Source organism: Microcystis sp. LE19-8.1F (genome assembly GCF_027531715.1).
Taxonomy (GTDB): Bacteria; Cyanobacteriota; Cyanobacteriia; order Cyanobacteriales; family Microcystaceae; genus Microcystis; species Microcystis wesenbergii_A.
Window position 1 is genome coordinate 1 of record NZ_JAPZSO010000018.1, and the last position, 12916, is coordinate 12916.

The 12916-nt window shown below is 41.5% G+C and carries 12 protein-coding genes and 1 pseudogene; 3 read left to right on the forward strand and 10 right to left on the reverse strand.

The window, feature by feature from the left end; genetic code table 11:
• Nucleotides 1–137 precede the first annotated feature (137 nt).
• Nucleotides 138–374: pseudogene (locus tag O9334_RS02290) on the forward strand (steroid 5-alpha reductase); the annotation flags it as partial.
• A 94-nt stretch (nucleotides 375–468) separates the two neighbouring features.
• Here O9334_RS02290 and O9334_RS02295 read toward each other — a convergent pair.
• Nucleotides 469–1068, reverse strand: coding sequence for a sigma-70 RNA polymerase sigma factor region 4 domain-containing protein (locus O9334_RS02295; protein WP_287999020.1), 600 nt, complete (start codon nucleotides 1066–1068; stop codon nucleotides 469–471).
• A 16-nt stretch (nucleotides 1069–1084) separates the two neighbouring features.
• Nucleotides 1085–1852 carry a cysteine dioxygenase gene (locus tag O9334_RS02300; protein ID WP_287999022.1) on the reverse strand — a complete coding sequence of 256 codons (768 nt, stop codon included), beginning with the start codon at nucleotides 1850–1852 and terminating at the stop codon, nucleotides 1085–1087.
• Nucleotides 1853–1964: 112 nt separating this feature from the next.
• Between O9334_RS02300 and O9334_RS02305 the strand changes: the two genes are divergently transcribed.
• Nucleotides 1965–2195: a hypothetical protein gene (locus O9334_RS02305; RefSeq protein WP_162496093.1), complete on the forward strand. Its 231-nt coding sequence runs from the start codon at nucleotides 1965–1967 to the stop codon at nucleotides 2193–2195.
• Here O9334_RS02305 and O9334_RS22755 read toward each other — a convergent pair.
• The gene (locus O9334_RS22755; RefSeq protein ID WP_353737874.1) at nucleotides 2129–2368 is read right to left on the reverse strand and encodes a DUF1830 domain-containing protein; all 240 of its coding nucleotides are present in this window, start codon (nucleotides 2366–2368) and stop codon (nucleotides 2129–2131) included. The two genes, O9334_RS02305 and O9334_RS22755, sit on opposite strands and share 67 nt — an antisense overlap.
• A gap of 69 nt (nucleotides 2369–2437) precedes the next feature.
• Nucleotides 2438–2623, reverse strand: coding sequence for a hypothetical protein (locus O9334_RS02310; protein ID WP_287999027.1), 186 nt, complete (start codon nucleotides 2621–2623; stop codon nucleotides 2438–2440).
• Between the two features lie 206 nt (nucleotides 2624–2829).
• Between O9334_RS02310 and O9334_RS02315 the strand changes: the two genes are divergently transcribed.
• A complete protein-coding gene (locus tag O9334_RS02315; RefSeq protein ID WP_287999030.1) occupies nucleotides 2830–4503 on the forward strand; it encodes a GMC oxidoreductase in 1674 nt (557 codons plus the stop codon).
• Nucleotides 4504–4901: 398 nt separating this feature from the next.
• On the opposite strand, the gene O9334_RS02320 is transcribed toward O9334_RS02315, so the two are convergent.
• The 6 genes from O9334_RS02320 to O9334_RS02345 form a co-directional block, all read right to left on the reverse strand.
• Nucleotides 4902–6818, reverse strand: coding sequence for a GMC oxidoreductase (locus tag O9334_RS02320; RefSeq protein ID WP_287999033.1), 1917 nt, complete (start codon nucleotides 6816–6818; stop codon nucleotides 4902–4904).
• Nucleotides 6819–6822: 4 nt separating this feature from the next.
• On the reverse strand, nucleotides 6823–7578 hold the full coding sequence (locus O9334_RS02325) for a hypothetical protein (protein WP_287999036.1): 756 nt from the start codon (nucleotides 7576–7578) through the stop codon (nucleotides 6823–6825).
• 199 nt (nucleotides 7579–7777) lie between these two features.
• Nucleotides 7778–8146 (reverse strand): hypothetical protein, encoded by a 369-nt coding sequence (locus tag O9334_RS02330; protein ID WP_287999039.1) that lies wholly within the window; start codon nucleotides 8144–8146, stop codon nucleotides 7778–7780.
• A gap of 327 nt (nucleotides 8147–8473) precedes the next feature.
• Entirely contained in the window at nucleotides 8474–9685 is a 1212-nt protein-coding gene (locus O9334_RS02335) for a hypothetical protein (protein ID WP_287999042.1), read from the reverse strand.
• Nucleotides 9686–9689: 4 nt separating this feature from the next.
• A complete protein-coding gene (locus O9334_RS02340) occupies nucleotides 9690–11045 on the reverse strand; it encodes a Dyp-type peroxidase (RefSeq protein WP_287999045.1) in 1356 nt (451 codons plus the stop codon).
• An 8-nt stretch (nucleotides 11046–11053) separates the two neighbouring features.
• Nucleotides 11054–12370, reverse strand: coding sequence for a radical SAM protein (locus O9334_RS02345; RefSeq protein WP_287999048.1), 1317 nt, complete (start codon nucleotides 12368–12370; stop codon nucleotides 11054–11056).
• Between the last annotated feature and the right edge of the window lie 546 nt (nucleotides 12371–12916).

Genomic DNA, 12916 nt, shown 5'->3' on the forward strand with positions numbered 1-12916 from the left:
AAAGCCACTCTTAATCGTGTCTTGGAACGAAATAGAGGCTTTTAAAGACTGCGTACATGGAGAATTAAAACAAGAATTACCCTCGAAAAGCCTATTTTTCCACTAAGTATTTATGCTCATTGCAAAGGTGAGATGCTCCCAACTATTTGGGAGAGATTTTAATTTATCTCGGTTTTGCCCTGTTAGCCCAACATTGGCTGCCTTTTCTGATTTTGGGTGGATTCATCGCCGGTGTCTTCATCCCCAATATGCTTAAAAAAGACCGCTCCCTTTCCCGCTATCCTGAATTCGACGCTTACAAAGCCAACTCTGGACTGCTATTACCCAAGCTGATCAAATCTAGTCCAGATGCTCGTCAATCTCCTCAGTCCTAAGCATTAGGTATTTCTCGTAAAGATGACAAATGACTCCAAAAGTCTTAAAACTGGCAGTTATTTGAAGTTAAAGACTATTTATAACGATAATACGCTAGAAAGAACCTTTCTCCTCTAAAATTTTGCCAAAAATCGTCTTCAACTTTTCTTTTGCTCTCTGTCCTCGTTTACGCATGGCCTGACAATTGACCCCGCCGCACTGACCCGTAATTTCTCCCCAGCTAAGTTCTTGCAGATAAAACAGTTCGATCAAACGAAAATCTTCAGGATGATCTAATTTTAATCTATGCAAAGCCTCATTCAGGGGTTTTTCGTATTTGTCCAATAGGAGTTCACCGTCTGAAAGACGGGACTTTTCGACTAGAAGAGGGGGAAGTAAACGAAGCTTGATTTCTGTTTTGACGTGCTTAACGATAACGGACTTGGCCACGGCTTTACAATAGGGGAGAGGAGAATCGATCGTTCCCCCCCCCAGTATGTGTCGCTGAATGCGCCATAATACCTCGTTATAGATATCGTCGGCTTCGTATCTGTGTGTGAGAGAATAATGACGCAAAAGATGATTAATATGAGCGATCATCCGACGATCAATGTCATCGTCGGGACGGTGTTGCCGACAGATGTCGTACAGCCGATAGCGGCTCGTAACGACAAATAGGTATATTGCGGGAGAGAGAGTGATACTATCGCTCATATTCGATAATCCTAAATTAAGTTCGAGACAGAGTATTCAAGCGGTATTCCGACATATCCTTCAACATCACCAAGCAACCCCCCTTACTGTCCTTTTTATGGCTCTCCTCGGATAAAGGCCGATTCCAGTGATCGTCCCGAAACCAGCGATCATCCCGAAACCCGACACCTTCATCTTGAAAGTTATCCACGGTGGCATCTCTCAAACGAATGTGAATCGTTTTTAGATTAATAGAGGTCGTGTTTGCGATTTTGTGACATTGGTGGCGATCAATCGTGATAATATCGCCGGCGGTAAAGTATTGTGGGACGGGGGTGGCCGCCGCTGGATCGACGGCAGGTTCCCACAGCCAATGTGTTAAGCGTCCTTCGAGGACGAGAATGGCATCGAGATCGTAACCGTGATGATGGATGTCCGTAGATTGACCGGGAAGCCAACCGATCGCATAAACGGTTAACGACTCGCTTTTCGCGATCAGATTTCTCAAAAATTTTTGGGGATTGAAAATTATATAGTCCGATTCGCTAAAGTATTGTTTGATATCGAAGATATGTCGGCAGAAATTTTTGACGATTTCGCTAAACTCGCTAAACTTTAAAGGTTCGCAAGGGTGAAGATTTAAATCGATAACTAGCTTTTGAATTGCTAAAATTTCTTGAATGACTTTTTCTTCGGGTACTTTTCCCCGCTCTAATTGCCATTCGATCAATTCATCAACTCGGTTGACCCAATCGAATAGCTCAGGATTGGAAAAAGACTTTTGGATAATATCCAGAACTTGCATCTCCTTTTCTTGATCAAAATCATCGTTTACTCGGCAAGAAGAGTACCTATAGACGATTTCGAGAATATCTTCTCGTTCGGGTCTGGGGCTAGACCCCCAATAAAATTTTCCGTTGGTTGAGGCCATATTACATACAGAAGTTTACGACACAGTGCGCGTTATTGTCGCGTTGACAAGATTTAGAGTACCGTCCCGACGGATTGTGACGGGCGGACGGCAATTTTTTCGGGGACAAAAGGATGGCGGTTCCGTCCCCGCTATTTCTCGATCGCCCGTTCAATCTATCAATCCCTCACAAGAAAGACGATCACTCAATACCATCATGGCCATATCAGCAATATAGATATCGACATGACTATTGCGGTAAGCCTCGAATTTCAGTCGCTGACCAGCCGCAAGCGTTCGTTCGAGCCATTGCCCTTCTTCTATGACCCGGATAATTTGAAAGCGATCGCTCTCATTATGATAGGTACATTGAACTTTGGAAGACGAGGCAAGGGGGAAAAATCGAATCATAGCTACCTCCACAAATCTATATATCTGATTAGGACAAAAATCGTGAATTTGTGAGCGATCGAGATTGCCTTAATCGACAAATCTTGATAAGACCTCACTTTCCGTATCCGCAGGCGAAAGTTGCCGATTTAATCCCGTCAGGGTCTGACGAATATATCTCAGTTGATCGGGATCGCTCTCGACACTATCGAAGTGTCGCACTTTCTGACTGAGAACTTCGATTTCTCGCTCTATCCACCAAGTTTCTTGTCTCATTGTCCTGTCCTAACGCTTGTATTAAATAGAGTAATTATTTCCCTTTTGTGACAGTCCGCTGAAAATTTTATCTAAAGTTTTCGACAACTAGACGTATTGGTGGGTCAGCTATATGATTGGAATCAGAGTTTCCCTATAGCGATCAAAAAAGTAATTGATTGTATTTTGGTAACTAAACTAACTTTTAAAAGCCAAGGGTAAGACGAATGCCATTTCAGAACAACTATGCAAATCTAGTGACGGAAAAACCTCAAGCTCACACCCGCTTGATCCGAGATTATGACGGCAGCAATAAAGATTTTGACTTCATTATCATCGGTTCTGGAATAGGAGGGGGCATCTTAGCAGACGACCTAGCTGATCGATTGGGGCAAAGTCATCGCATTCTGGTTTTGGATGCCGGCTCCTTTATCTATCCAACCCATGTCTATAACATCAGTCGCATCCCTAACGGTTCGGTAGCCCCCCACTTTGGCGTAGATAATTTCAAGCAATCACCTAGCGGTTCCCATTTTATCGGTTCTAAACCCCAATTATGTTTTGGCGGGCGTTCTATTTTTTGGTCGGGACTGATTCCACAAGCTCAAAGTTGGGAGATGGAGTTTTTCCCGGATAATGTACGTCAAGACTTGGAATCGAAGTATTTCCGATTGGCTAATGACAGGATGAATCTATCGTCATCGCTGGGGGATAAAGCAAAAAAGTTGGTGAGCTATTTTCAATCCAGTTCTCTTAATTCAGATTTTGAAATAAAACAAACACCTCGCGCCGTCCATCAACCCTATCTCGATCCCGACGGCACACCACGAGATCAATTCTTTGCAGAACCCACGGGAGTGTTCAACACCGCCGAACTGCTGATTAACCAGGTTGGACTGACCCCCGGTGTCGATCAAAACGGGAAAGGTCTATTTATCAAACTGAATAGTTTCGTAGAAGCGGTTCAGAACGTCCCTTTTGACTGGTATGAAGTTAAAACCACTAACACGATTACGGGAGAGCAGCTCAGTTTTTATTCCCCCAAGGTAATCATCGCCGCAGGTTCTACGGAAAGCCCGAAACTACTCCATCGTTCTACCGTCTATCAAAATCTACCCGATAAAATTCGTAAACAGGTGGGTTTTGGCTTAACCGACCATCCCGTGACAGGAGAATCCCAAGCCTATGTGTCGTCTCTGGGAAGAAACGCTTCACTAATTCCCCTCAGTCGTCAAGACCACGCTAAAATTATCTTCTACTCGCGGGGAAATCGAGATGCTAACGGTCAAGTGATCTACCCCTTCAATATAGAAATGAATGTTAATCATGAATATTGGCATCTGAGAAACAACGATCCTTCTGCCGAACCCGTGGTTGACGATACTAGCAGAACCCGTGTTGACATCAAGTTTAGCTTTGGAAACTGTCTCGATGATGAGAATGGCATTTTCTCCCACGCTAACGATAACTACACGCCCGAAATCCGCTTCAAACGTTTTTCAAATCTAGATGATTTGTTGGGTTCTCGTTTCCCGGCTCTTGCAGGCTGGAATAAAAGCAAAAATGAGTTTTTCGCTCTACTTAATCAAACAAGAAATCGCATTTTTGCCGAGTTCAACGACGTGAACTTCAACACAGGAGAATATGGCGAGGGCGACGGTAAACAATGGCCTTTTGGGTGGGGTACTGTTCACCACGCCTGCGGCACTTTGCGGATGCCCTGGAAAGCTAACCGTAATGCCAATTTCAATAACGATTCGGTTGTCGATGAAGACCTGAAAGTTCGAGGCACTACGGGACTATACGTTTGCGATATGTCCGTTATGCCCATCAGCACCGCCGCTAACCCCGTACTCGCTCTGGCAGGATTGGCTTTAAGACTTTCCGACCATTTGGGTTAAAAGAATCAACAATGCTCTGAATATTTCGTGACCGATCGCCGCTCTATCCTACCAATCTAAGGGACTACAAGCAAAACTTAAATTTGCGGGTTTCGCGGACGGGCAGGGCTAAATTTAAAGGCATCAGCACCCACAGCGTCCGGCGCAGAATATCCGGGATGCTGTGGGATTTATTTAGCGATCGCTATTGGGGGATAGTTGTGCATGGTGCGTTCCTTAAAATCGATCGCTAGAGCATTAGGAGTGACATCAGGGAACGCACCCTACGGCTAACGTTCCCGCTCACCGGACGCAGACAACCTTTGCAACTCAACGATAACTTAAATTCGTTCCGGTGCAGCGGGGTTGTTATACAGCCGTTTTGGATGTAGCTCTTTCCTCTTAGTTATGACGAAGTTTTATTCTTTTGCAGTCAATGATCCTCCTTTTTTATCCTGATTGATTATCCAACTTCCAACTCGTAAAGCATTTGCAACTGTCGTTATCATAGGATTCACACCAAGACCAGTTGGCATAAAGCTCGTATCAACGACGAATACATTAGGAACTTCGTGAAGGCGACAAAAACGATCAACTACTGAAGTTCTAGGATCTTCTCCCATCCGACAAGTACCCATTTGATGATCGCCAAAAAGATCAACTTCTGCACGCCTAAATGAGAACTGATTTGGATCATCAAGATCTACACCTAGCTTTTGTAGAGGTAGAAACATTTCCCTAACGCGCGGCTCTGCTAACCTAAACACATTCTCTTCTTCTGCCCCTAAACGTCTCGTAACTCTTGCTACTGGCAACCCAAATTCGTCAACATAGTAAGGATCTAAGTCAACACGAGTACTGTATTGTGGCAAATCGTCACCAGTAAAACGAAGTTCGACGGTACGAGCATGTTGTTCAGCTTTTTGAAGTAAATCTAAACCACGAACTTTAGAAGCTTGGTTAACTAAGTTTTCCATAGGATTTTTCTTGGCTATGGAAGTTATTATTCCACCTTTATGCCATGATCCACTTTCTTGATCATGTAGCAGATAGTGATCGAAAGATGTCAGCGTACCTGTGTGACCAAACTCGCCATGAAGAAAACCTTGAAAATCCTCTGGTAATATGCAACGTGCGCCAAAACCAAAAAGATGAAAAGTTGCAAATCTACCAAGTAAGCCATTGCTATTACTTAGTCCGCTACGTCCACCCGACATAAGTAGTAAGCGAGTTGATTGGATAGCCCCACACGAAACTATGACATTATCGCCTAGAACTGATTTAGGAATAGGCGAATTTGGATTACTAACATCTAAATATTTTACGCCTGTTGCTCGCCGAAGGCGATGATCATAGGATATTTCATAAGCTTTAGAATTAGGGAAAATTTCTACATCGTAATCACCAGAAGTGATTTCTGCAAAAAAAGTAGAAGCACTACCTGATTTCGGGTTGCGTCCGCCCCAACACAAGTATTCTCCGCAAAAACCACACATGTTACAAGCATCACGAACTTGCTGTGACCATAGAGGATTTTGAGAATCTAGTCCAAAATCATTGGGAAAATCACCTTGTACAAATGCTTTTTCTAAGGCTGGAATAGGAGAAAAACCACCTGACCAAGGATGAACAAGTGCAGTAGGCAAAGGAACCATGCCGCCAGGAAATTCATCATTTTCAGATATCCATTTAAACAAGGCTCCTACAGGCGTTTCTGGATAAGGTGGAGAAGCAAAAGGTAAATTCAGACTGAACTCCTTTTCTGTCCCAATGTTCGGGTTCCCAGATAAGTTGCGAAACCAATCTGCATTACTGATGTTTCTTTCAAGCTGTTTTCTATCGCCACATACTGCAAAGAGAATTTCAGCCACTGTAAAGTAAGGCTTCAGTTCCTCGTAGGCAATGCTCCAATCTTCGACATGATAACCTGCCTCTTTTAGGGCATTATCCCTACCAGTACTTTTAAAGAAACTATTTAAACGGAAGTCAATTGGAAGAGGTCTAATTGCCCATGCCCCCCACAACAGTGAACCTCCTCCTACAGCAGTTCCAGTCCAACCTCCGAGTTTTCCTAAAGGTTTTGCCTTTTCATCAATTGTTTGTCTAAATGTTACATAATCACCGCGTGGTCGTCTCTTAGGATCGGGGCGTTCTAAACGAAATCTATATTCATCGTGAGAGCGATTATCGAAATTAGCAGCTTTAGTACGTATGGAGTCATAGAGATCAGGTCCCTGCTCTAGAACACATACACGATAACCAGCTTTAGCAAGCATCCATGCAATGGCTCCACCACCACCGCCAGTTCCTACAATCACAAAATCATATTTTTTCATTAGGTTAAGCTTTTAAGCGACTGAATATGAGTTCTTGAATCTGCGTTACTGCCAACTGAATCTGTGCTTCACCGAATTTATTGCCAGAGCGTCTATGCTCACCACATTCAATAGGTATTAATCGTCTCCATAGCATAAAAATCGGGTCGTCTTTTACACCACTACGAAACGAAACTATGATCAAGTCAGCTAGAAACTGTTTTAAGAAAATCGATGACTTAATAGTATTTGACGACCAACCACTAACCTTGTCGTCCCATAGATCGCTTATTACTTGAGAGTAAGGAACCGAATCAGAAATCGTATTATCTAAAGCCTCTTGGAATACTGGCAAAACGCTTTCATAAAATAGTTCTCGTTGCAAAGCATTACCAGATGAATCGACAGAAAAATTAAATGCGCTTGTACCAGCGAAACTTGGATCTTCCTCTAGTCCCTTTGTCTTGCGCCAAGTCTCAACATTCCCTATAGGACATTTTTCTAATGGGTTAGTCGCTAAAGAACTTAACTCCACAATGGTAGTTTCTTGTTGGGATGTTGAACTTATAAAGTGGAGAAAGTCTTCAACAAGCAGAGTATGAAATAAAGATTCTGTAGAGTTACTTCTCCAAGGCAATGTTAAAGTACTGCTTGAAATATCTGTGTCAGCCCACCAATTTAGCTCATGAGGATTAAATTGCTTTGACTCTAGCCAGTCATTGATGGGAATCAGATTTTCTGCTAGTTGAATCAGGATTACTTTAAAGTCGGCAATAGTCATTAGTTTATTTACATCCCTCTAGCATAATTAATCCTCTCAGATACTACCCTAAAAAAGATTGCCTCTCGGACACGCCCCACCGATAGTTGAGGCTGTATAACGGCTTGGGCTTCAGCGGTGACAAGGTTTTTCGAGGCATCACCAGAGTTTTGAGTCCATCCGCTGCAAGCCCTTGTTAGGCAATAAGAGATCTATTCAGCTAGCAAGATGGGCAGTATAGCTTGTAATAGTAATCATTGCCACGACACAATGCTATCGGGGTAAACTCATCACCCACATCGTTACGCCACTGCCATTGATCTTGATCTCCACACTTGTAATTCGATCCCTGAGGACCGTTGGAGTAGTAGGTATACTCTCTCGTGAACACTAAACTGTGCCCATAATCGACATAGCTCTGGTTCTCGACAGGATAACCGTTTTCATCGACAGACTGTCTCTTCACCTCCTTTACTGCTTTTGCGTCCAGGTACTGGATCAGCAGTTCCTCCGTGATGTAATCGACTACAGAGCGATCAGTAATACTGAGTCGCATCATCGTTTCCTGCTTGAGCTCTTCGATATTCATATGTTTTCCTTTTGTTTGCAGTGGGTAAACTGAAGCACCATCGGGTAACTATATTTCAAATTGACTGTTTCTGCCTCTCAAGAAACTAACGGCTTGCGCTTCACAGGCGGTAAATAAAGTATAGCTCAGTGCCAGTATATATCGACCGTCCTGTGCAAGCGCTGGTTAGGCGATATGTACTTAAATGAGGATTAACTCTACTCCTAAATTTTAACCCTAAATTTATCCCGCAACAATTGTCTCAACGTATCAGGTAGTAAAATCAAATTGTGGGGTACGCTACCTAGATATTGAGATGCGGTTGAGTTGAAAACGTTCCCGAATCTATCAATCTCTTCTACCATATAGAAGCGTTAAGTTTATTCGTAGCCCTTCATAGGAATCTTCAAACTGGCATTCATCAGAACAATGGAAGAGTGACGAATCAAAAATAACTGCCCTGTTAGCACGATAGGGAATAACTGTAGAATCAACATTCTCTAATAATTGAGCTATTCCGCTTTCATCGTCATTGTATTTAGAAAAATTCCAATCTATAGGAGCATTCTGTTTGTAAACGATAAGACCACCACGCGAATTATGACAGAACTTATCAGGAGTCATCCAGAGATTTATATTGACAGATGAAAAGTCAGCATGTGTGCCAACTGCCTTTGAACCATAAACATTCTTATAAGACCATACTTGTTCCAGTTTTGATGTACCTATGATAGAGCTGAATGCCTTACGTATATGTTCATCTATAGTTGAAATAAGTAAAGAAAGTCCTCCTGTATCTTGATATGCTCCAAGATATGAAAGTCCTTTCTGTGAGTCATTATGCCAGATTGTTGAGAAGAGAAGATATTGCCGTAATTCATCGAATGTCTCGTCAGATAAAAAATTATCAATTACGGATAATCCAGAATGATTGAATTCGTCGGAAATAGAAACAAGGTCAATATTGTTATTGAAAATAGATTGCGGAATTTTTTCTGGATAAATATATAAACAGCGTCGGTAAAACGGTGCGATTCCCATAAGTTCATCTTGTGCCAGAGTTATAATCCGCTCTTCAGAATATCCATTTGGAAAATACTTCTGTATTAAATAACCATAAAAACTTAGGACTTCTTGATATTCCTGTTTGTCAAGGACATCGAATCTGACCAGGTAATCAAGCTGTAAGCTATCATGTTTGAGTCGAGCGTATGAAATATTACTATAGGGGAGTTTTCGTGACTCTGCAGCAATCTCAAGTAAGGATAATCCAAGATCTAACCATTTCTGAGCCTCTAATGTCTGAGCTAGACATATAAGTTCAGATGCTATTTGAAAGCATACCTCTGCAACCCAAGGGAGGTGATAGTGCCAATCCTTTAAAGAATTAATATATTTATCAGTATTGCGAATAAGTCGATAAGCTCTTGATCGTATCTCATGTAGTGATGAGATATAAGGATATAACTTTAATCCCTTTTCGGCAGCGGTAATTGCACCAAAATAGTCTCCTATCGAAAATGCATGAATTGATTTATGAAGTAATTCATTTAAGTTCATTAGCTTACCCTCGTGAAGCTGCTAATACTGCTGAAATAAACGTTGGGGGAGGACAATATAAATATTCGCCACCTCTAACATTCACAAAGCTATTTATAGAGAACTGAATCGAAGGAGATGACTGACCCCATTTGGATCTCCATATCTGTCCCTTTGTCTGGCTATTAGACTTAGTGAAAGCCACTGGATCTACCCCTAAATCCCCTTTCCTTGGAGGAAATTTAGGTTCATTCACCCAAGAAGATTGCAGGAATTCAAACTGCCTTCCAATATCCTGCTGATAACATAGAAAGAGAAGTCCTTCTTCAGAGGGTGAAGTATTTGTTTGATACGGTACTCCTCGTCGGGCAATCTGCCGAAAAATAAAATCTTCCTCTCCTGAACGAACATTTACCTTACGTATATGAGCATGAAATGGACATTTTGCTCCATCGGAATCCCGATCATAAGTAAAGTCACGAATTTCTTTTGCCGGATCAACTGGATTAGGAGAGGAAATTAAAGGCGTGCCATCTCGAAAACGTCCAAAAATTTGGGCTTCAGCATAATCTGGTGAAATACTTAATTGGTTGACAATCGACTGGGTAGCCTTTTCAAATTGTTGACGATCCTGTTGTAATTGACGGAAGACTGCATAGCTTCCAAATCCATTAGATATAACTGGATCTTTCAAAAGAACTAAGTTCATGGGATTGATCGAGGGATCCCAACTCACCATTGGATTATCTTGAAAATAGGCATCTACATCATATTTAAAGAAAAGTGGCTGACTTATTCCGTCTACAAAGCCAAAAACATCTGTCGCATTATTTTGGTGATTTCGTGGTGTTCTTGACCAAATAATGTGGCTTTCAAAACCATCTTTAAAAACAGAAGAAACACAATCAATAAAACTAGATATTTCACGTTGTATGATTTGTCTATCTTGACTTGCAATAATTACAAGAATATCAATGTCTTTTTGAAAAAAAGAATCCCATTCATCAACGGGAGGATCGCGAAGCACCGATCGTGAAGCATATTTCATCCCACGTCGGAAGCCTATATCTCTTGGAAAGAAACGAGGTGGAATACTTAACTTCTTGAGACCAGTAGCCGAGAAAAGTATAGATTTAAACAGTTGGTTAGGATCGTCACCTGCTGCTACTTGTCGTGCAATATCATACTGTTGTGCTGCCGATTGCGGGTGAAAATCTACTAAAGGAGCGATTTCATCAATACTTGAAACAGCAGTAGCTCTAATGAATACAAAAGCTGAATAATCTCTTCCATGACTCTTTAAGATACCAGCCTGAGTGTTCGTTAAGATTGTTCTATGTTCAGGAGAATTTGGATCTAAGCCTTGATATCGTACTGCCATAATCGTTTTTAAAGGTATGTTGTTAAACGCTGTTCTCGTGCCTGAAAGATTTCCAAGAATCTCTCCGTAAACGTATCTGGAAGTAAAGTTTGCAACATTAGGGGTACTAATGACCAGGCATGTTCTGCTACAAAATAAGCGGTAGTACCTTTTTCGACATACTTTGCATCAATTAACTTAGAAAGTTTCTCTTGATAATCAGCATCACTATATTTAGAAACAGTTCTATATTCAATCTCCCCTCTGCGGGGCCATGTAATTAACTCTTTGCCAAACAGTGAATATTCAGCAATAGAAGTAGATGGAAATAGATTTTTGGATATGCATTGCTCATGTTCTTTTGGTGAAAGATTGTTCCCCCACATCACACCATTGTAGAAGGATTGGGAACCTCTTCCAAATCCTAATACGGAGCGTCCACCCCAACCATAATATGAAGAATAATATTCTACTTTGGGATTATGATTTCTATGGTTAAATAGGGAAAAAGAATAGCGGCATATATTTTTCCTCGAGAAGATTTCAGTAGCTATATTATGTTGTTTAGCCTGTTCATTGAAAGAGAGCGGAATGATTCCGTTTTTTATCAAAGCTTCAATAAAAAATGGCGATGCATCTATCCGTTCAAACTGAAATGCTTCTACAACATTACAATCAAGCGACAGAAAGCCCTGTAAATCTGCAATGAGAAATGTTTCGTCAGTTCCTGGTAATCCGTAAATATAGTCACAAGCTACTTCATCAAATAGTTTTGTTGATTTATTGGCAGCAAGTTGGAGTTGATCTCTAGAAGTGCGTAAATTTAGGAGGTGTCGATATCCATCGTCCCAGACTTGAACACCAAACGAGATACGACAGAAACCAAGTGCGCGAAGATCCTCAAGGAAACCTTTCTTGAGTAATGTCTGTGCCTCGCCCTCAAAGCTTAACTCACAGGAAGCTTTGAGGGTAAAATTTTGGCTGAGTAAGTCCAATATTGATCCAACATCAGCAGCAGAAAGTAAACTAGCAGTACCTCCACCGAAATAAATTGCACTAACTGCTATTGAGGTTTGTAATCGACTTGAAACCAATTGAATTTCTTGTCGAAGCAATTGAACAAAAAAATAAATTTGATCGTTAGAAGAAAGCTTTTCTTTGACAAAACCACAGAATTGGCAAAGGTTAATACAGAAAGGAACATGAATATAGATAGCTACTTCACCTAATGGGCTTTTCGTAAGAGCACTTCCAATTACCTCTTGTGCTAAGGACAAAGAGATATCAAAAGGTGGAGGCACTGCATAAACAGTCTCCTTAAAATCAGTAAGTGGATTAAAGTCCATAGTAATTAACTTTTGAGCTAGAGGAAGATACTGAATTCATTTATACAAAGCTTTTCAGTTATAAAAATGTAGCTCCTTAGTGGTTGAGAAAAGTCTTTAAACTCTTATGAATGAAGGATTATTGGTGAGACGATGATTTTAGGCTTTCCCAAAAACTCCAACGAGGGCAATGAATTTCAGCCGCCATTTTGGCTGTGCAGTCCCTACACCGTAAGACTCAAAAAAGTTTTCTGCACCACTAAGCAAGAACAGCTACACTGCCGCCAAAATGCAGAGTTTATCCACTCTTCAAAGCACCACTTGTGTACTTTGAAGTCACAAGCCTCCTCAGAGAGGATAATTATCCATTCTGTGGGTTCTCTGGTTGATTTTCTTGAGGGTTCTCCGAATTTTCTGGCAATACGTTAGGAAGCTGTCCAGACACTCTAAGTCGTTCAGCTGCTTCAGCAAGTGATGGCCAACGCTGCGTTAGACTTTGTATGTTTGCCAATTCAGGATACTGTGTGAGAAGTGTCTCGGCACTGTCTCCTCTCCATGTCCAACCCA